We start from the raw sequence: 21014 nt of genomic DNA, 5'->3' as shown, positions 1-21014 counted from the left end.
TATGGCGTGAGAGAAATTAATAACGAGAGGGAAATTCAGCTTCTTCGGCAAGCTACGGAGAATATTTATCGTATTGCATCACGTTGCAAAACTTCAGGAATCAGCGCCGCAGAATGGAATGTAAGGCAAAAAAAACCGACGCGTAAGGCGCCGGTTGTGACAGGATTAACCCCGATCAGATAGCGACCGGTGCTTTAATGCCTGGGTGCGGATCGTAACCCTCAATTTCGAAGTCGTCGAAACGATAGTCGAAAATTGAATCGGGTTTACGTTTGATAACCAACTTCGGCAACGCGCGTGGCTCACGGCTAAGCTGCAGATGTGTTTGATCCATATGGTTGCTGTACAGGTGCGTGTCGCCGCCAGTCCAGACAAAATCACCGACTTCAAGATCGCACTGCTGCGCCATCATGTGAACCAGTAAGGCGTAGCTGGCAATATTGAACGGCAGACCGAGGAACACATCGCATGAACGCTGATACAGTTGGCAAGAGAGTTTGCCATCCGCCACGTAGAACTGGAAAAACGCATGACACGGTGCCAACGCCATCTTATCCAGTTCGCCTACGTTCCACGCGGAAACGATAATACGACGGGAATCCGGGTCGTTTTTCAACTGGTTCAGCACCGTCGTGATCTGGTCAATATGACGGCCATCCGGTGTTGGCCATGCACGCCACTGTTTGCCGTACACCGGACCTAAATTACCGTTCTCATCAGCCCATTCATCCCAGATTGAGACGTTGTTTTCATGCAGGTAGGCAACGTTGGTGTCGCCCTGCAAAAACCACAACAACTCATGGATAATCGAGCGTAAATGGCAGCGTTTAGTCGTAACCAGAGGAAACCCTTCCTGCAGATTAAAACGCATCTGATGACCAAAAATGGAAAGCGTTCCGGTTCCGGTGCGGTCGTTTTTCTGTGTGCCTTCATCCAGCACTTTTTGCATCAGTTCTAAATACTGTTTCATGGTTCCTCAGGAAACGTGTTGCTGCGGGCTGCGACGATACGCCCAAACCATCATAATAATACCTGCGACAATCATCGGGATAGACAGGATCTGCCCCATGCTGATGTACTGGACCCATGTGCCGGTAAACTGTGCATCCGGCTGGCGGAAGAATTCGACGATAATACGAAATGCGCCATAGCCAATCAGGAACAGACCGGAAACCGAGCCCATCGGACGAGGTTTGCGAATAAACAGGTTAAGAATGATAAACAGCACAACCCCTTCCAGCGCCATCTCATAAAGCTGTGAGGCATGGCGAGGCAAAGAACCGTATGTGTCAAAAATAGACTGCCACTGTGGGTTGGTTTGCAGCAATAAAATATCTTCAGTACGGGAGCCAGGGAACAACATGGCATACTTGAAGTTCGGGTCGACGCGTCCCCACAGTTCACCGTTAATAAAGTTACCCAGACGACCTGCGCCCAAACCAAACGGAATCAGTGGAGCAATAAAATCAGAAACCTGGAAGAATGTACGCTTGGTGCGTTTGGCGAAGATAATCATCACCAGGATCACCCCGATAAGCCCGCCATGGAAGGACATGCCCCCATCCCAGACGCGGAACAGATACAGCGGATTATCAAGGAACAGCGGGAAGTTATAGAACAGCACGTAGCCAATACGCCCGCCGAGGAAGACCCCGAGGAAGCCTGCATAAAGTAAGTTTTCTACTTCGTTTTTGGTCCAGCCACTACCCGGGCGATTAGCCCGGCGCGTCGCCAGCCACATCGCAAAAATAAACCCCACCAGGTACATCATGCCGTACCAGTGAAGCGCGACGGGTCCAATTGAGAAAATGACCGGATCGAAATCCGGAAAATGCAGATAGCTACTGGTCATCTGTCACCACAAGTTCTTGTTATTTCGCTGAAGTCAGACAGCAATTGATAAGCGCGCCTGCATAATGCAGGCGCTCCAAAGGTGCGAATGATAGCACAAGGGGATCGCAGCGGATGCCGGGAAGATGTAAAAGATCTGTATAGGTAATCTTTACCCCCCGTATTGCCTGATGGCGCTACGCTTATCAGGCCTACAATCCTCCGCGAATCAATCCCCCCATGCCACGGCGCTCCATAAAGGCCGCCACCTGATGGCGTACTTCCGTCGCCAGTTGCGCTTCCAGGCTGCGCTGCGCCAGCGTTTGCGCTTCGTCAAAATCGATATGGCGCAGCAGGTATTTCACACGTGCTACAGAACGCCCGTTCATCGATAAATGACGGAAACCAAGCCCAATAAGGATGGTGACACACATCGGGTCGCCCGCCATTTCACCACACAATCGCAAATCGATGCCGCTTTTCTCCGCTTCCTGCGCAATCATCGCCAGCGCACGTAACATCCCCGGATGCAGGCTGTCATAAATGCTGGCAACGCGCGTGTTGTTCCGATCGACAGCCAAAATATACTGGGTCAGGTCGTTGGTCCCGACCGAGATAAAATCGATCCTGTTTGCCAAATGCGGCAACATAAACACCATCGACGGGACTTCCAGCATGATGCCAATGCGTGGTTTTGGGATCTCGTAGCCGATCATCTCTTCCACTTCGCGTCCGGCACGTTCTATCAGGCGTCGCGCTTCATCCACTTCATCAATACTGGTCACCATCGGCAGTAAAATGCTCAGGTTTCCGGTTGCCGCATTCGCACGCAGCATGGCGCGAACCTGGATCAAAAAGATCTCCGGTTGATCGAGCGTTATGCGGATACCCCGCCAGCCAAGGCATGGATTCTCTTCGCTGATGGGCATGTACGGCAGTTGTTTATCGGCCCCGACATCCAGCGTACGCAGAGTTACGGGCTTATCGTTAAACATCTGCAGCATGCCCTGATACTGCGCAACTTGCTCTTCTTCAGATGGAAAGCCGCTTTGCAGCATGAACGGGATTTCAGTACGATACAGCCCGATACCGTCAATTCGGCTACCTAACTTCTCTTCATGTTCCGGGCTTAGCCCCGCGTTGAGCATCACCTTCACGCGCTCGCCGCTTTTCAACTGCGCCGGTTGATTAACATCATCTTCCGCCAGGCGGCTCAGTTCGATCTCTTCACTAATGAGACGCTGATATTCCTGGATTAATACCGGCTCCGGATCAACCAACAGTTCGCCACGATAACCGTCCACCACCAACGTGCGGCGGTGCAACACAGACGGCTGGATATCAGCCCCCATTACGGTCGGGATCCCCAGCGCACGAACCATAATCGCCGCGTGAGAGTTGGCGGCACCATCCCTGACGACAACCCCTACCAACCGGTCCTGGGGAAGTTCCGCCAGCGTAGTGGCAGACAGCTCATCCGCCACCAGCACGAAACGTTCCGGCCAGGCATTCGGTCCCTGAACAGAGTCATCAAGATGGAACAGCAGACGCTGCCCCAAGGCGCGCAAATCCCCGGCGCGTTCTTTAAGATAGTTATCGCTTAGCGCGGCAAACTGTTCGGCAAACTTCTCAATGATCGTCTTAACCGCCCACTCGGCCACCGAGCCGTTATCCACTTCTGCAAACAACTCGCGGCGTAGACGGGTATCGGAGAGCAGGTGCGAATAGAGATCAAAAATTGCCGCCGTCTCTTTCTGTGCCCCGGCAGCAAAACGCTTACTGTAGCGGCGAAATTCATTCGCGGCTTCTTCCAGTGCGCCAGTCAGACGTTCACGCTCAAGCACCGGGTCCAACGTTGAAGCCTGATACACCTGCTCCATCAGCGGCAGCGTGGCATCCTGCCAGCCTTCAGCGATCGCCACACCGGGTGCGGCAGGCAACGCGCGGATACGCGTTTGCCGGTATTGCCCAAATAGCGCGGTTAACTGCGACTGAGACAGAATAGCGGCCATCTGTGTGGCAAGCGTAACCAGAAAAGATTCTTCGCTTTCGTCGTACTGGCGCAACTCACGTTGCTGTACCACCAGGACGCCTAATAACTGGCGCCGCTGGATGATCGGTACGCCTAAGAACGCACGAAAACGTTCCTCTTTCACCGAAGGAATATATTTAAAGCTGGGGTGTTTTTGCGCATCGGCGAGGTTGATAGGTTCCGCCAGCCTGCCAACCAGGCCAACGATCCCTTCATCAAACGCCAGTGCAACAGTGCGACCGCGTGGTTTTTTAAGTCCTCGGGTCGCCATCAGGTAATAACAGCGTCGGTCGTGATCGGCCAGGTAGACCGAGCAGACCTCTGTATCCATCGCAAGACAGATGTCAGTAACCAGAATATTCAACGCCTCATTGAGACGTGGGGCACTGGCCACCTTTTCGACTATTTCGCGCAGGCGGGTGAGCATAATTTGCGTAGCTTAACCTCTTTTACGTCTGTACGCAGGTGCGCTTTGCGGCTTAGGAGTGCTCTCCTGAAGCGCCATCACAACACTTGCGAATTCTTTCATCACCCTGCGATAGACATCGCGTTTAAATGACACCACCTGTCGAACCGGATACCAGTAACTCACCCAGCGCCAGCCGTCGAACTCAGGTGTACTGCTGGTTTGCATATTGATTTCAGCATCGCTGCTGACCAACTGCAGAAGAAACCATTTTTGTTTCTGGCCGATACAAACCGGCTTTGTGTCCCAACGCACCAAACGTTTCGGTAACTTGTAACGCAACCAGTTACGAGTAGAAGCAAGGATCCGTACATCTTTACGACTCAGACCGACTTCTTCAAAGAGTTCCCGGTACATCGCCTGCTCTGCTGTCTCTCCTGCATTTATCCCGCCTTGCGGGAATTGCCAGGAGTGCTGACCAAATCGCCGGGCCCACATGACCTGCCCCTGGCGGTTACAAATTACTATCCCTACATTCGGGCGGTAGCCATCGTCATCAATCACCGGACTACCTCAACATAAACCTTATATACAAACGATTGTTTCACACTCCAGAGGGGCGGTAAACCACTCTGTTAAGGGCGCGATATTCTAATAACAATTGAATAACTCACAGCAAAGGGCCAAGTTATAAACAGAAGATACGCTACATAGGCGATTTTATTCACCTTTTCTGTGGATATAGTTGTGAAGAAGTACGGAATTACTATGGGAAAACCCGGAACAGTCTGAATAAGACATCCGTCACATAACAAAAATAGTCTTATATATTCATTAAGTTAAAAGCAACAACTGTAGCTAAACATGCAGAAATGTGATGTGCATCACGCATACGATCTCCGACCTGATGAAAGATCGACCAGCGTTGGTTTTATCCACAGATTATGCCAATAAGTTAGGCACAATTTGTGTGAAAATTCGATTTTCGTCGCACGTCAAGGCTGTAAATTGAAACAGTAGTGGGGGTTTTTCACAGTTATCCCATCTTTCTGTGGATAACATGGTGTAAGATCCTGTTCATTGTCAGTGACCAGAATTGGAAAACCCCGTTTTCTGTTGCGCAACACTTTACATAAAAATATAAAAACCACTATAAATCATGCAATTGGATAAAGCATGTGGAAAAAGATAAACTCTGTCCACACGGTATAAAATCATTGCTCATTTTTTAACCCAAGGGTAAACCTGATGCCAGAACTCCATCCATTGCTTTCGCCTCCTGAATCCGAAGCCCAGTTGCTGCACCAGGCACGGCAACTTTCGGGCTACACGCTGGGAGAACTGGCGGCGATGGCTGGACTCGTCGCGCCAAAGGATCTGAAGCGGGACAAAGGCTGGATTGGCGTGCTGCTGGAAATCTGGCTTGGGGCCAGTGCGGGCAGTAAACCGGAGCAGGATTTTGCCGCGCTGGGCGTGGAGTTAAAAACGATCCCTGTGGATAGCCTTGGCAGACCGTTGGAAACGACCTTTGTCTGCGTGGCACCGTTAACCGGCAATACCGGCGTGACCTGGGAAACCAGCCATGTTCGACACAAGCTTAAACGCGTATTGTGGATACCCGTAGAAGGTGAACGCAGCATCCCTGTGGCTGAACGTCGCGTTGGCTCCCCGCTGTTGTGGAGTCCGAATGAAGAGGAAGATCGACAGTTACGTCTGGACTGGGAAGAGTTAATGGACATGATTGTGTTAGGGCACGTCGAACGTATCACCGCCCGTCATGGTGAAGTTTTACAACTACGCCCAAAAGCCGCCAACGCCCGGGCGCTTACCGAGGCTATCGGTGCCCATGGTGAACCGATCCTGACTCTGCCACGCGGATTTTACCTGAAGAAGAACTTTACGCGCGCACTGCTGGAACGGCATTTTCTATTCCAGGCTCAATAACACACCCTGACCTTTCGCCCGTCGCGTTACGCGCCTATAATTACCGCTTCTTTTTTTTGGCAGGACTTTGTTCGATGTTATTTGCATGGATAACCGATCCTAACGCCTGGCTGGCGCTCGGTACGCTGACGCTGCTGGAGATCGTTCTCGGGATCGACAATATTATTTTCCTTTCTCTGGTTGTAGCAAAACTCCCAACAGCACAACGCAATCATGCCCGACGAATCGGGCTGGCGGCAGCGATGGTGATGCGCCTGGCGCTGCTGGCATCCATCGCCTGGGTAACGCGGCTCACTAACCCGTTATTCGAGCTGTTTGGCGAGGCGATTTCAGCGCGCGATTTGATCCTTCTGCTCGGCGGATTGTTCCTGATTTGGAAAGCGAGTAAAGAGATCCACGAGTCCATTGAGGGCGAAGAGGAAGGGCTGAAAACCCGCGTGTCCTCTTTTCTCGGCGCGATTGTGCAGATCATGCTGTTGGATATTATCTTCAGTCTGGACTCAGTAATCACCGCAGTAGGCTTGTCCGATCATCTGTTTATTATGATGGCAGCCGTCGTGATTGCCGTGGGTGTAATGATGTTCGCAGCCCGCCCAATCGGTGAGTTTGTTGATCGTCACCCTTCGGTAAAAATGCTGGCACTCTCTTTCCTGATACTGGTTGGCTTCACGCTAATCCTGGAAAGCTTCGATGTCCATGTGCCGAAAGGATACATTTACTTCGCTATGTTCTTCTCTATCGCTGTAGAGACTCTGAACCTGTGGCGCAATAAAAAAAATCCGCTCTGACAGATACTATCGCTCCCCGTATGGGGAGCGAATACTCCCTGCGCACCTTCCCTCTCTCACAGATTAAGATTTTACTGCTTTCGCCCTGCACAACTTCGCGTTATTACTAAACTAGTGTCAGACGCAGGCCATGTGAGGATAAGCAGATGAAAAAATGGGCAGTTTTAATTTCCGCCGTCGGGCTGGCTTTTGCCGTTTCCGGATGCAGCAGTGATTATGTGATGGCAACAAAAGATGGTCGAATGATCCTGACCGATGGTAAACCAGAAATTGACGATGATACCGGTCTGGTGAGTTACCACGATCAGCAAGGCAATGCGATGCAAATTAACCGCGACGAAGTCTCTCAAATCATTGAGCGTTGATGGTTAAGGTCAGCCACGCTGCTGGCCTTAACAATTTTGCTTCCCTTTTTCCCTTCCCTCAGCCATTTTTATAATCCTTATGTCGTGATTATAAAAAGGAAACGGCTATGCAATATCACCGTATACCCCACAGCTCGCTGGAAGTCAGTACACTGGGGCTGGGCACAATGACGTTTGGTGAACAAAACAGCGAAGCCGACGCACATGCACAGCTCGACTATGCCGTTGCACAAGGCATAAATTTAATCGACGTTGCCGAGATGTATCCGGTACCGCCTCGCCCTGAAACCCAGGGACTCACCGAAACTTATGTGGGCAACTGGCTTGCCAAACACGGCAGCCGCGAAAAACTGATCGTTGCCTCTAAAGTCAGCGGCCCGGCACGTAACAATGACAGCGGTATTCGACCGAATCAGGCGCTGGATCGTAAAAACATCCGTGAGGCACTGCACGACAGTCTGAAAAGACTGCAGACCGATTATCTCGATCTCTATCAGGTCCACTGGCCGCAGCGTCCGACAAACTGCTTTGGTAAGCTGGGATATAGCTGGACGGACTCCGCGCCGGTCGTTTCCCTGCTGGATACGCTGGACGCGTTGGCAGAGTTTCAGCGTGCAGGTAAGATTCGTTACATCGGTGTTTCCAACGAAACGGCGTTTGGCGTAATGCGTTACCTGCACCTGGCAGACAAACATGACCTGCCGCGTATCGCCACTATCCAGAACCCGTACAGCTTGCTAAACCGCAGCTTTGAAGTTGGACTGGCCGAAGTGAGCCAGTATGAAGGCGTTGAGCTACTGGCCTACTCGTGCCTTGGTTTTGGCACCTTAACCGGTAAATACCTGAACGGTGCGAAACCTGCTGGCGCGCGCAATACGCTGTTTAGCCGTTTTACGCGCTACAGCAGCGAGCAAACGCAAAAAGCGGTAGCTGCCTATGTGGATATCGCCAAACGCCATAACCTTGATCCCGCGCAGATGGCGCTGGCCTTTGTTCGTCGTCAGCCGTTTGTCGCCAGCACACTGCTGGGCGCAACGACGATGGAGCAGCTAAAAACCAACGTTGAAAGCCTGCATCTGGAGTTGAGTGAAGAAGTACTGGCGGAGATTGAAGCGGTGCATCAGGTGTATACCTATCCTGCACCGTAACAGTTAGCGCCTGATGGCGCTACGCTTATCAGGCCTACAAAGTGAGCATCCTGTAGGCCGTATACGGTAACGCCGCCATCCGGCACATTCATAGCATACTTATCTCGCACCGCGACGATTAGCGCCTGATGGCGCTACGCTTATCAGGCCTACAAAGTGAGCGTCCTGTAGGCCGGATAAGGCAACGCCGCCATCCGGCAACAGCATACAACAGACTAATGGCGGCGCTGCCAAATCCACAGCGCCGTAATCGCCAGGGCAAACAGCGCACCAAATCCAACGCCAATGGCTACCGCAGGAATACCCACCAACACCGCCAGTGAGTAGATACCGAGCATCAGCAACATCGCGCTGTTTTCACCGAGGTTTTGCACCGCTATCGCATTACCCGCACCGACGCTTTTCTTGCCCCGCTCCTGCAGCAACGCATTCAACGGCACCACAAAAAAACCGCCCAACACGCCGATAAGCATCAGTAAGGCATAGGCTGGCAACAGCGCATGCTGGAGCGAGAAAATCAGGACGACCACGCCGATCAGGATCCCCGCAGGCATGCAACGCGACACCGTTTCCAGCGTCACCAGTTTTGCTGCCGCACCGGCACCCACAACAATCCCGATAGCCACCATAGCGTTAAGATAGGTCGGTGTGGCGTTATCGGTAATGCCCAACGCCACCGGCACCCACAACACCAGAAGAAAACGCAGTGTGACGCCCGCGCCCCAAAACAGGCTGGTTCCTACCAACGAGAAACGTGTTTCGCCGTTACGCCACAGCGAAGAGGCGGCACAGAAGAAACTGCGCGTCATTTTCCCCAAATGCCACGACTGACCGGGGCGAGCCGCGGCCAGTTTCGGGATAAACAGGTTAGCCACCACGGCACCAGCATAGGCCAGGGCGCAGGCGGAAAGCGCAGCAATGACATGCCAGTCGGCCAGCACACCGCCAGCAACAGAACCCAGCAAGATAGCGGCAATGGTTGACGCCTCCATCAGGCCATTCGCTTTCACCAGTTTGTCGCCAGTCGTCAGCTCACCCAGGATGCCATACTTGGCCGGAGAATACGCCGCTGCGCCAATACCCACCAGCGTATACCCGAGAAATGGGTTAACGCCGAAACAGATACTCGCCGCCCCCAGCAGCTTGAGACCGTTGGCGAACATCATCACTCTGCCTTTCGCAAAGCTATCCGCGACCTGCCCGACAAAAGGGGCAAACAGAATGTAAGCGCCCACAAACACCATTTGCAAGATTGGCTGACTCCAGTCCGGGTAGAACTGCGCCTTGAGCAAAGCCAGGGTAGCAAACAACAACGCGTTATCGCCAAACGCTGACAAAAACTGCGCGGCGATAACAGACATCATCCCTTTGGACCAGATTGAAGTGCTAGTGTGTGCTGACTCACGCATGTTGTTTTTCCGGTTCATCAACCCAGCTTTTCAGCGTGACAAAATCTGGCTTACCGCTGCCGAGCAGAGGGAGTTGTTTCAGGTGGCGGATATCACGCGGTACGGCAAGCTCTGGAATGCCGTGGATGCGCGCATACTGGAGTAATTTTTCACGGGTCAGCTCGCCGTCGGTAGTAAACAGCACCAGCGCTTCCCCTTTATTGGCATCGCTCTTGATAGCCGTGGCATGCATTTTGTCAGCAGATACCGCCAGCGCCAGTTGTTCAACCATTTCCAGTGACACCATCTCACCGGCGATTTTGGCAAAGCGCTTGGCGCGCCCCTGAATCTGTACAAAGCCATTTTCATCAAAGCGCACGACATCACCGGTATCGTACCAGCCGTGTTCTATCTGGCCCTGGGCATTTTCTGCGGTTGGGACTTCCAGTACACCCGGCTTTTCGACGCGCAGATAGCCGCTCATAATATTAGGGCCTTTCAGCTGTAAACGCCCGCCATCTTCAATACCAGGAACCGCCAACAGTCGGGCATCCATACCAGGCAGAATGCGCCCTACCGTTCCCGATTTCGCCGCCATTGGTACGTTAATCGACACCACAGGCGCGCACTCCGTCACCCCATAGCCTTCAAGAACGCGGAGACCGAATTTCTCCTGCCACAACTGCTTCGTGCTGTCTTGCAGCTTTTCGGCCCCGGCAACAACATAGCGCAGACGGTGGAAATCATAGGGATGAGCAAACCGCGCATAATTGCCAAGGAACGTTGAGGTACCAAACAACACGGTGCAGTTACGGTCATATACCAGCTCAGGAACGATGCGGTAATGCAGCGGACTGGGGTACAAAAACACTTCAGCACCGGTCAGCAACGGCGTAAATAACCCTACCGTCAGGCCAAAGGAATGAAATAGCGGCAATGCTGACATAAAGCGATCGTCGGCGGTGAAATCGGCAATCGTCTTAATCTGTTCGACGTTCGCCAGGAGGCTCTTATGGCTGTGTACAACACCTTTCGGGTGGCCTTCTGATCCCGAGGTAAAGAGGATCACCGCGGCCTCTTCCGGCTGCTGTTTCACCTGTGCCAGGTGCGGAGCCAGCAGATGTGAAAAAATCCACAGCTTATCGCCAAAGGTCACATCGGCCTTCAGGTCTTCCAGGTACACCCAGCGCACTTGAGTAAGTTGTTCCGGCAAATGCCAGAGCTTGCCTTTATCGAGAAACTGCCGGGAGGTAAAAATGGTTTTGATTTCTGACGCGGTAATGGCGCTGGTTAACCCCTTCACACCCGCGGTGTAGTTCATCATGGCCGGGATACGTCGACGCGCAATAGCACCAAAAATAACCGCCGCGCTGATACCCGCATTTGGCAGCATCAGGCCAATTCTTTCCCCCTCGGCGCTGTATTTTTCCAGAATACGTGCGACAAACAGCGTTTTCGTCAGCAGTTTGCGATAGCTGTCCGGCGTGAAATTAATATCTTCAATGCAGTTTTTGCCTGCGCCAAACCGGTATTTTGCCGCCAGCAGAGACTCGTATAACGTTTCACGCGGGCGGACGGCCATACGCGCTTCCATCATAATCTGATGCAGCATTTCACCGGCCATTTTGCGACGATCGCGCGCGCGCGGCGCTTCCGGCATCGGCAATGACGTTGGCGGTAGGATATGGATGCTGATTTGCGGGAAGAATCGCTGTTTAACCAGACCTTTCAGACGGCTGAAATGGGTCAGTTCCGCGCCTTCAATACGCACAGGCACCACCGTCGCCTTTGATTTTGCGGCAACAAACCCGGCACCGTCGTAGATTTTCATCAGTGAACCGCTGGTCGAAATACGCCCTTCCGGGAAGATAACCACCGGACGGCCCTGTTCAACCAGGCGTACCAGATGTTTAATCGACATCGGTTTGGTTGGGTCTAACGGTACAAAATCAATCAGTGGAGTGAGCCAGCGCATATACCATTGCTGACTAATAGAAGTATAAACGGCAAACACAGGGCGAATCGGTAAAAAGAGCGCCAGCAGGATACCATCGATAAATGAGACATGGTTAGGCGTGATTAAGACACGTTCTCCCCGTAGCACGCTGACATCGCCCGTGACGCGAACACGAAAAAGTACGCGAAACAGCTTACGAAAAAAGCCAAATAGCATCTCAACTCCCTGTGCCATTAATTATATAAACATCAATGATGGGAGAGTATACGAGTTGGGGAATGGGCGCGACAGGTAACGGGTAAATAGAGTCCGAAAAAAAACCTGCGCATCCGCGCAGGTCGGTGCAAGAGACAGGTACGAAGTGCGTACCGAATAATCTCACCAATCAATACCTCTGGGATCTTGATTGTGGTCGTCACCGCGCCGTTCCGCCAGTTGGAAAACGCAAAGGAATGAACCCAAGTGCAACGAGTTGTGTAAATTATCGGTTACTGTTACAGATACGCTGAACGCAAAAAAAAACCTGCGCATCTGCGCAGGCTGGTGTAAATCTTGTGATCAACCCGAAAGTTGATTTCACCTATCAATACCTCTGGGATCTCAACTTTATCAATCCGCTCTCTCCCCTCACCAGCGAACAATCGCAACAGCACATCGCAAAGTGTAAGCAAAGGTTTTCATTTTCAATTTTCTGTCTTACTTCGCTCGTGTCCGCTCACATTTGCGGCGTCCTGACGGGCAATCTGCTTGAACAGACAGCCGTTTTCCGTAACACTGACGGGATGTAAGCGTTTACCCACAACAGGTACTATCATGGCGACCATAAAGGATGTAGCCCGACTAGCTGGTGTATCAGTCGCCACCGTTTCTCGAGTGATCAATGACTCCCCCAAAGCCAGCGAAGCATCGCGTCTGGCTGTAATGAGTGCAATGGAATCACTCAGCTACCACCCCAACGCCAACGCGCGTGCGCTGGCACAACAATCTACTGAAACCGTCGGTCTGGTAGTAGGTGATGTGTCCGATCCATTCTTTGGGGCAATGGTTAAAGCTGTCGAGCAGGTGGCCTATAACACCGGTAATTTTTTACTGATTGGCAACGGCTACCATAACGAACAAAAGGAACGTCAGGCGATTGAGCAACTTATTCGCCACCGCTGCGCAGCCCTCGTGGTCCACGCTAAAATTATCCCGGATGCCGAACTGGCATCATTGATGAAACAGATCCCCGGTATGGTACTGATCAACCGAATCTTACCGGGGTTCGAACAACGCTGCGTTGCGCTGGACGATCGTTACGGTGCCTGGCTGGCAACCCGTCATCTTATTCAGCAGGGCCATACGCGCATCGGTTATCTGTGTTCCAACCACAGCATTTCAGATGCGGAAGATCGTTTGCAAGGCTATTACGACGCGCTGGCGGAAAGCAATATTCCGGTAAACGATCGACTGGTCACGTTTGGCGAGCCCGATGAAAGCGGCGGCGAGCAGGCAATGACTGAGCTGCTTGGTCGCGGCAAAAACTTCACGGCTATCGCCTGCTATAACGACTCAATGGCGGCGGGCGCTATGGGTGTATTAAACGATAATGGCATTGATGTACCGGGCGAAATCTCGCTGATTGGTTTTGATGATGTACTGGTTTCACGCTACGTGCGCCCACGGCTGACGACGGTACGCTACCCTATCGTGACGATGGCAACCCAGGCCGCCGAGCTGGCGCTGGCGCTGGCCGAAAAACGTCCGGTCCCGGAAATCACTCACGTCTTTAACCCAACGCTGGTACGTCGGCATTCCGTTTCAGCGCTGACAGAGCCGGGAAATTCTTCGTCAAACGATTAATCAGGATTGCGTCATGACAACGATGTTAGACGTTTCACGACATGCTGGCGTATCGAAAGCGACCGTTTCACGCGTACTTAATGGTACGGGGCAGGTTAAAGAAAGCACGCGCCAGAAAGTCTTCAAAGCCATGCAGGCGTTAGATTATCGGCCTAATTTTTTAGCCCGCTCACTGGCAAACCGCACCAGCAACAGCATTGGTTTGGTGGTGTCTACATTTGATGGATTCTACTTTGGTCGTTTGCTGCAACAGGCATCGCGCCAGACGGAATCTCACGGCAAACAGCTGATTGTCACCGACGGCCATGATACACCAGAGCGTGAGCAGGAAGCCGTTCAAATGTTGGCCGACCGACAGTGCGACGCCATTATTCTCTACACCCGCTACATGAGCGAAAAAGCGATTATGTCGTTGATGACCCGCATTGATATGCCATTGCTGGTCATTAACCGCGACGTCAGCCAGGCCCGCGACCGTGCGATTTTCTTTGAACAGGAAGACGCGGCGTTTCAGGCAGTCGATTACCTCATCTCGCAAGGACATCGTGATATTGCCTGCATCACCGTCCCCGGCCATACGCCAACCGGTAAATCCCGGTTGATGGGATATCGTAAGGCGCTGGAAAAAAATGGTATTCCCTGGGAACCCACCAAGGTCAAATACGGCGATTCAACGATGACCAGGGGCTATGAAGCCTGTCGTGAACTGTTGGATGAAGGGGTGAAATTCAGCGCACTGTTCGCCTGTAACGATGACATGGCGTTAGGTGCATCGAAAGCATTACATCAGGCTGGACTAAAGATCCCCGAGGATGTTTCGCTGTTCGGTTTTGATGATGCGCCCAGCGCGAAATGGCTGGAGCCAGGACTCTCCACTGTCTATCTGCCGATCGATACCATGATAACCACGGCAATCGATCAGGCGATTCGTCTGGCTAATGACGAAGACGTAGAACCCATTCCACCGTTTACGGGCACCCTGGTGTTGCGTGACTCCGTAACGCCTGGACCGTACTTTAAGTAATCAGAGGCCGGATGGTGACTTCGCTTATCCGGCCTACAGACCCATCGTTAATTTCATAGGCCGGATAAGCGTAGCGCCATCCGGCATGCAATCAGATAAGCTCCAGCGCCAGTAGCTCTTCAATGGTCTGGCGACGACGAATCAGTCGCGCCACGCCGTTATCAAACAGCACTTCCGGTAGCAGCGGGCGGCTATTGTAGTTCGACGACATCGATGCGCCATACGCACCGGTATCATGCAATACCAGGTAATCTCCCGGCACTACCGCAGGTAATAGACGGGTTTCGACTTTGCCACCTTCCTGTTGGGTAAAAACATCGCCCGATTCGCACAGTGGGCCGGCAACCACCGTCTCAATCTGCGCCGCATTATCCAGCGAGCGGCCATCCCCGGCCAGTGCGGAGATATGGTGATAGCTGCCGTACATTGCTGGCCGCATCAGATCGTTAAAGCCAGCGTCGATCAACACGAAGTGACGACTGCCCATCTCTTTCACACTGCGCACCTGCGCCACCAGAACACCCGCTTCCGCCACCAGAAAGCGTCCTGGCTCGATCTCAAGCTTCACCGGATGCCCCAGATGTTTGGCTATTTGATCGCGTGCCGCGCTCCACAAACCAAAGTAGTGATCGGTGTTGATCGCCTCTTCTCCTTCGCGATACGGGATCGACAAACCTCCGCCCGCAGATATAGCGTCCAGATCCTGACCTAATTCAACAACCTGACGCACCATCGCGCCACACACTTGCTCCAGATGGCCGTAATCCACACCGGAACCTATATGCATGTGAATGCCCACCAGTTTCAGCTGATAACGCTGAATCACCTCCAGCGCTGCCGGAAGGTCGCTATACCAGATACCGTGCTTGCTGTTCTCGCCGCCGGTATTGGTTTTCTGGCTATGCCCGTGACCAAAACCTGGGTTGACGCGCAGCCATACACGATGCCCTGGCGAAACCTGGCCCAGCTGTTCCAGCATATCAACCGACCCGGCATTTACAGGAATACGTAGCTCATGCACCCGGGCCAGCGTCGCCTGGTCAATCATATCGGCGGTAAAGACGATTTCATCATTCTCCGGCACAAAACCTGCCGCCAGCGCACGCTCAATCTCACCCAGCGAGACTGAATCCACCTTCACGCCCTGCTCACGCATCAGACGCAAAATATGGATATTCGAGCAGGCCTTTTGGGCAAAACGCACCACATCAAACTGACCCAGTTTGGCTATCTGCGCGCGGATAATCTGCGCATCGTAAACCCATACTGGACAGCCGAATTCGGCGGGCAGACGCAGCAGGTTATCTGCGGTCAGGTCAGTATCAGTGCTGTTGAGTGGGCGTGGCATGGTGTGCTCCGGTATTGGCTTTTTTATGATTACGCCACAGCACGAAGAGAATAAAAAATATCGTTTTATCGCGAGTCTATGCAAAAATGATATGGGATGTTTATTTGAGGATCGACAATGCCTGCCGTTAACTTACGCCACATTGAAATTTTTCACGCCATTATGACAGCAGGCAACCTGACGGAAGCCGCACGGATGCTGCATACGTCGCAGCCTACCGTCAGTCGCGAGCTGGCAAGATTTGAAAAAGTTCTGGGGTTAACACTGTTCGAACGTACGCGAGGTCGGCTGCATCCTACAGTGCAAGGTCTACGCCTGTTTGAAGAGGTGCAGCGATCCTGGTATGGCCTGGATCGGATCGTCAGCGCCGCCGAAAGCCTGCGTGAATTTCGTCAGGGTGAACTGTCGATTGTCTGTCTGCCAGTGTTCTCACAGTCCTTTTTACCTCCGTTGCTACACCCCTTCCTCACCCGCTACCCGCAGGTTAACATTCAGATTGTGCCGCAGGAGTCGCCGCTGCTGGAAGAGTGGCTATCAGCACAACGTCACGATCTCGGGTTAACTGAGACCCTGCATACCCCCGCTGGGACTAAACGCACTGAGTTACTGTCGCTGGATGAAGTGTGCGTGCTGCCGCAGGGACATCCGCTAACCGGGAAAGCAGTATTAACACCGCAAGATTTTCAGGGGGAAAACTATATCAGCCTGTCGCGCACCGACAGCTATCGCCAGTTGCTGGATACCCTGTTTAATGATCATCAGGTCAAGCGCCGAATGGTAATAGAAACGCACAGTGCCGCATCAATTTGTGCGATGGTGCGTGCCGGCGTGGGGATCTCAGTAGTGAACCCGCTGACCGCACTGGATTACGCAGGCAGCGGGATTGCCATCCGGCGTTTTAGTGTTTCAGTGCCTTTTACCGTCAGCCTCATTCATCCACTGCATCGCCCGGCATCCGCGCTGGTTGATGCTTTTACGGCACATCTACAGGACCATCTCCACCGGCTTACCGATCCACTGGATGCTATTTTGCAGTCTCAGGTGAAAGCATAAACGTCACAGCATCCTGCGCATGGATCGCTGCGGTATCGAAGACCGGCAACGGGCTTATTTCAGTGGGAACCAGCAGGCCAATTTCGGTGCAGCCGAAGATCACCCCTTGTGCACCCTGACGAGCCAGTCGCTCAATCACGCTCAGGTAATAATCGCGGGACGTTTCGCTAAATTCACCAAGGCACAGTTCCTCGAAAATAATCTGGTTTATTTTCTGTCGGTCATCAGCGTCAGGGATTAGCGTGCTAATGCCAAATTCCGTCTGTAAACGCCCACGATAGAAATCCTGTTCCATGGTGTAACGCGTGCCCAACAGCGCGACGTTACTCATCTTCTGCTGTTGTATGGCCCGCCCTGTTGCATCGGCAATGTGCAAAAACGGGACATCGCAGGCCGTTTCAATGGCCTCGGCCACTTTATGCATGGTGTTGGTACACAGCACAATCCCTTCAGCACCCGCTTGCTGTAACCCCACCGCAGCCTGCGCCAGGATCTCCCCTGCCCGCTGCCAGTCACCGTTCGACTGACAGGCTTCAATCTCATGGAAATCGACGCTGTGCAGCAGAATCTTCGCAGAATGCAGACCGCCCAGACTCTGCTTAACCCCTTCATTAATCAGACGATAATAGGGAATAGTGGATTCCCAGCTCATTCCGCCTAACAGACCAATCATTTTCATCATTTGCCCTTATTCGTGGTTGTCCTCCCAGTGAACCAAAGATGTGATCAACTTTCCACATCTGTCGGCGCACATTTCCTTTTTTTATTTTCTGATATAAATTTAATGAAATAATGTTTCATTTTATTGCGAGAATACCGAATGTTTATTTTTCATAAAGAAACCACGCTTGAAGATCTGGGTAACGGCGTTACTCGGCGTATTCTGGCTCACGATGGCAAAATGATGGCCGTGGAAGTGAATTTCGAGCAGGGCGCAGTTGGCCCGATGCACAACCACCCGCATGAACAACTCACGTACGTTTTATCGGGTGAGTTTGAATTTACGATTGGGGAAGAAAAGCATGTCGTCAGTGCAGGAGACACCCTGTACAAGCAACCCAATATCATGCACGGCTGCGTCTGTTTAAAGCCGGGGACATTGCTTGATACCTTCACGCCCATACGCGAAGATTTTCTGCACGGGTAATTTCGCTGTTCTCAAGCCGTGCTACTGAACGGTTTGAGAACACGCTAAAATGCGTACTCAGTTCCCTAAAAATGAATGCGTTACAAGGTGGGGCATTTTCCTTCGATACCAGCTCGCATAAGCGTTAATCACCCAATGCGCCTCGCCATGTGGGCGATTACAGTCACGTTATCTTAATTAACGGTGACGGATCGCCATGACAAAAATGACAACAGCCACTCCACATGACGCAGTCTTCAAACAGTTCTTGTACCATCCCGATACCGCAAGAGATTTTCTGGATATCTATCTTCCATCAACCTTGCGGGAGCTATGTGATCTGCAAACGCTAAAACTGGAATCAGGCAGTTTTATTGAGGATAGCCTGCGAGCCAGCTACTCCGACGTGCTGTGGTCATTAAAAACAAACGAAGGCGATGGGTATATCTATGTTGTTATCGAGCATCAGAGTTCGCCAGACGCTCACATGGCATTTCGGCTGATGCGCTATGCCATGGCTGCAATGCAACGCCATTTGGATGCTGGCCATAAAACATTACCTTTGGTGATACCGATGTTGTTTTATCATGGCGCTCTCAGCCCCTACCCCTTTTCACTCTGCTGGCTGGATGAGTTTGACGATCCCGCACTGGCACGACAGCTTTACTCAGCAACATTTCCGCTGGTGGATATCACAGTAATACCCGATGACGAAATTATGCAACATCGCCGTATAGCACTGCTGGAATTGATGCAAAAACATATCCGCAAGCGTGATTTAATGGGGTTAGTGGAGCAACTGGTCTCGTTGCTGGCTACGGGATACGCTAATGACAGCCAGCTCAAAACGCTATTTAATTACATGATGCAGTTTGGAAATACGCCTCACGTTGATAAATTTATCCGTGAGGTTGCCCATCGGGTACCACAGCAAAAGGAACGTCTGATGACTATCGCGGAAGTCTTGCAACAGGAAGCCAAACAACAAGAGGCATTACGCATTGCCCAGATGATGTTAGCGAATGGTATTAGTCATGAAATTATACTAAAGATAACCGGGCTGTCTGCTAAGGATCTCCTCGTCAGGCAGGCGGATCCACATTGAAATAGGTAGCAATGGGAGCCCGATAATCAATTGATCTATCGGGCTTCCTGCTCACTTACACCCCAATATCTCTTAGTTTCTCGCCAGCCATCAGCTTGCGCTCGATGTGTTCCAGCGTGACGTTTTTGGTTTCAGGAATAAGCCAGAATGTAATACCGATAAAGACGACGTTCAGTGCGGTATAAAGCCAGAACGTACCCGCGGCGCCAATACTGTCGAGCAACGTCAGGAAGGTTGCGCCGATAATCATGTTCGACACCCAGTTCGTGGTGGTGGAACAGGTGATGCCAAAATCGCGACATTTCAGCGGCTGAATCTCAGAACACAGGATCCACACCACCGGTGCGGCGCTCATTGCATAACCGGCGATACACATCATGGTCATGCCGACTGACAGCCAGGAAAGCCCACTGGATGCGGTGCCGTTATCAAACTGCATCAGGCAATAGCCGAGGACCAGGGTCCCAATGGCCATCACGCTGAAACCAATTTTCAGCGCCGGTTTGCGCCCGGCTTTATCGACTGTAAAAACAGCAATAAAAGTCGCGAACATAAAGGTTAAGCCAACGACCAACGTCGCAATCATCTGCTGTTCAGTGGTGGTAAAACCAGCCATTTTAAAAATACGCGGCGCGTAGTACATAATGATGTTCATCCCGGTGAACTGCTGCATTGCCTGCAACAACATGCCGAGGAAAACCGCGCGCCGTACGTTACGGTTAATTTTAAACAGTGCCCAACCGCCCTGCTTCAGCTTCAGGCTTTCACGAATTTCGTTCAGCTCATCACGGGCCTTTTCTGAGGTATCACGCAACATGCGTAATACTTCTTCTGCTTCAATATGGCGACCTTTCTCTGCCAGCCAGCGCGGGCTGTTAGGCAGGAAAACGACCAGAACAATCAGCAATACTGCCGGGAGCGCCAATACGCCCAGCATAGCGCGCCAGTTACCGCTGTAGCTAAACGCGGTATCGGATAAAAAGGCCAGCACAATGCCCAACGTAACCATCAGTTGATACATACTGATCATCTTACCACGCACATTCTCACTGGCCATTTCAGACAAGTAGAGTGGCGCAGTGTAGGAGGCGATACCTACGGCAACGCCCAGTACCACGCGGGCAACAATGAGCATTTCCACGCTGGAAGCAAATGCCGACCCCAGAGAACCGACGACAAACAGGATCGCCCCGGCCATCAGGCTGTATTTGCGCCCCAGTCGGAATGACAACCAGCCATTAAACAGCGCACCAATTGCCGCACCCAGCATCATACTGCTCACCACCCACTCCTGCAGACGGCTGGTCAATACAAAGTGATCGGTGATAAAAGGCAACGCGCCGGCAATTACGCCGATATCGAGACCAAATAACAACCCTGCGACAGCCGCAGAAATAGAGACAAACAAATTCATACGTCGCGTATCGCGCTGCGTACGCGGTGTTAAAGCAGCTTCATGATTAATTGAGACCATTTTTTCCTGCCAGATACAGAGTAAGCCATGTCGATGAAAGTAAGGGATCCCTTGCAGGAAGCGTCAGGCGGGAAACGGCAAAAACATGGATGAAATTGCTGCACCACATCGTTATGTGATGGATATTCCAATTTTAAAATTTACCGTTAATTACTCAATTAAATTTAATACACTGATATTAAAG

General features: G+C 52.0%; 18 protein-coding genes. 9 read left to right on the top strand and 9 right to left on the bottom strand.

From position 1 onward, the window contains the following. Window positions 1-175: 175 nt before the first annotated feature. The 4 genes from thyA to rppH all read right to left on the bottom strand — a co-directional run bounded on the left by thyA (window position 176) and on the right by rppH (window position 4832). Window positions 176-970: a thymidylate synthase gene (thyA, locus tag NNO03_RS10695; RefSeq protein WP_005123418.1), complete on the bottom strand. Its 795-nt coding sequence runs from the start codon at window positions 968-970 to the stop codon at window positions 176-178. Between the two features lie 6 nt (window positions 971-976). Then, on the bottom strand, window positions 977-1852 hold the full coding sequence (lgt, locus tag NNO03_RS10690; protein WP_048213109.1) for a prolipoprotein diacylglyceryl transferase: 876 nt from the start codon (window positions 1850-1852) through the stop codon (window positions 977-979). A gap of 190 nt (window positions 1853-2042) precedes the next feature. After that, entirely contained in the window at window positions 2043-4289 is a 2247-nt protein-coding gene (gene ptsP / locus NNO03_RS10685) for a phosphoenolpyruvate--protein phosphotransferase (protein ID WP_115642935.1), read from the bottom strand. Between the two features lie 12 nt (window positions 4290-4301). After that, a complete protein-coding gene (gene rppH, locus NNO03_RS10680; RefSeq protein ID WP_003825602.1) occupies window positions 4302-4832 on the bottom strand; it encodes an RNA pyrophosphohydrolase in 531 nt (176 codons plus the stop codon). Window positions 4833-5516: 684 nt separating this feature from the next. Between rppH and mutH the strand changes: the two genes are divergently transcribed. The 4 genes from mutH (at window position 5517) to NNO03_RS10660 (ending at window position 8513) form a co-directional block, all read left to right on the top strand. Next, a complete protein-coding gene (gene mutH / locus NNO03_RS10675; protein ID WP_137382693.1) occupies window positions 5517-6212 on the top strand; it encodes a DNA mismatch repair endonuclease MutH in 696 nt (231 codons plus the stop codon). Between the two features lie 74 nt (window positions 6213-6286). Then, window positions 6287-7000, top strand: a complete 714-nt coding sequence (locus NNO03_RS10670; RefSeq protein WP_040232169.1) for a TerC family protein — start codon at window positions 6287-6289, stop codon at window positions 6998-7000. Window positions 7001-7146: 146 nt separating this feature from the next. Beyond that, window positions 7147-7365, top strand: a complete 219-nt coding sequence (gene ygdR, locus NNO03_RS10665) for a lipoprotein YgdR (RefSeq protein ID WP_005123410.1) — start codon at window positions 7147-7149, stop codon at window positions 7363-7365. Window positions 7366-7472: 107 nt separating this feature from the next. Then, on the top strand, window positions 7473-8513 hold the full coding sequence (locus NNO03_RS10660; RefSeq protein ID WP_271441071.1) for an NADP(H)-dependent aldo-keto reductase: 1041 nt from the start codon (window positions 7473-7475) through the stop codon (window positions 8511-8513). 215 nt (window positions 8514-8728) lie between these two features. Here the strand turns inward: NNO03_RS10660 and lplT are convergent, their stop codons facing one another. Continuing rightward, a complete protein-coding gene (lplT, locus tag NNO03_RS10655) occupies window positions 8729-9922 on the bottom strand; it encodes a lysophospholipid transporter LplT (RefSeq protein WP_271449495.1) in 1194 nt (397 codons plus the stop codon). Then, a complete protein-coding gene (gene aas, locus NNO03_RS10650; RefSeq protein WP_271449494.1) occupies window positions 9915-12074 on the bottom strand; it encodes a bifunctional acyl-ACP--phospholipid O-acyltransferase/long-chain-fatty-acid--ACP ligase in 2160 nt (719 codons plus the stop codon). The genes lplT and aas overlap by 8 nt, the downstream gene beginning before the upstream one ends. Window positions 12075-12671: 597 nt before the next feature. On the opposite strand from aas, the gene galR reads away from it, so the two are divergent. Together galR and NNO03_RS10640 are read left to right on the top strand one after the other, a co-directional pair. Next, window positions 12672-13700, top strand: coding sequence for an HTH-type transcriptional regulator GalR (gene galR, locus NNO03_RS10645; RefSeq protein WP_202037850.1), 1029 nt, complete (start codon window positions 12672-12674; stop codon window positions 13698-13700). Window positions 13701-13722: 22 nt separating this feature from the next. Next, window positions 13723-14724: a LacI family DNA-binding transcriptional regulator gene (locus NNO03_RS10640; RefSeq protein ID WP_271449540.1), complete on the top strand. Its 1002-nt coding sequence runs from the start codon at window positions 13723-13725 to the stop codon at window positions 14722-14724. Between the two features lie 91 nt (window positions 14725-14815). Here NNO03_RS10640 and lysA read toward each other — a convergent pair whose 3' ends face one another. Next, window positions 14816-16072 (bottom strand): diaminopimelate decarboxylase, encoded by a 1257-nt coding sequence (lysA, locus tag NNO03_RS10635; RefSeq protein WP_271449493.1) that lies wholly within the window; start codon window positions 16070-16072, stop codon window positions 14816-14818. A 117-nt stretch (window positions 16073-16189) separates the two neighbouring features. Here lysA and NNO03_RS10630 point away from each other — a divergent pair, with 117 nt between their 5' ends. After that, window positions 16190-17125 carry a LysR family transcriptional regulator gene (locus tag NNO03_RS10630; RefSeq protein WP_271441075.1) on the top strand — a complete coding sequence of 312 codons (936 nt, stop codon included), beginning with the start codon at window positions 16190-16192 and terminating at the stop codon, window positions 17123-17125. Here the strand turns inward: NNO03_RS10630 and NNO03_RS10625 are convergent. Next, complete coding sequence (locus NNO03_RS10625) at window positions 17097-17804, bottom strand: aspartate/glutamate racemase (RefSeq protein ID WP_271449539.1); 708 nt, start codon at window positions 17802-17804, stop codon at window positions 17097-17099. The two genes, NNO03_RS10630 and NNO03_RS10625, sit on opposite strands and share 29 nt — an antisense overlap. Before the next feature lie 141 nt (window positions 17805-17945). Here NNO03_RS10625 and NNO03_RS10620 point away from each other — a divergent pair, with 141 nt between their 5' ends. Continuing rightward, window positions 17946-18272 (top strand): cupin domain-containing protein, encoded by a 327-nt coding sequence (locus NNO03_RS10620; protein ID WP_271449492.1) that lies wholly within the window; start codon window positions 17946-17948, stop codon window positions 18270-18272. Between the two features lie 196 nt (window positions 18273-18468). Further along, a complete protein-coding gene (locus tag NNO03_RS10615; protein WP_271449491.1) occupies window positions 18469-19356 on the top strand; it encodes an Rpn family recombination-promoting nuclease/putative transposase in 888 nt (295 codons plus the stop codon). 55 nt (window positions 19357-19411) lie between these two features. Here the strand turns inward: NNO03_RS10615 and araE are convergent, their stop codons facing one another. After that, complete coding sequence (gene araE / locus NNO03_RS10610; protein WP_271449490.1) at window positions 19412-20830, bottom strand: arabinose-proton symporter AraE; 1419 nt, start codon at window positions 20828-20830, stop codon at window positions 19412-19414. Window positions 20831-21014 lie beyond the last annotated feature (184 nt).

This window comes from Citrobacter sp. Igbk 16 (assembly GCF_028069755.1).
Lineage (GTDB): Bacteria > Pseudomonadota > Gammaproteobacteria > Enterobacterales > Enterobacteriaceae > Citrobacter.
Note: the sequence above shows the minus strand (reverse complement) of the source record. Positions and strands in the feature narration are given on the sequence as shown.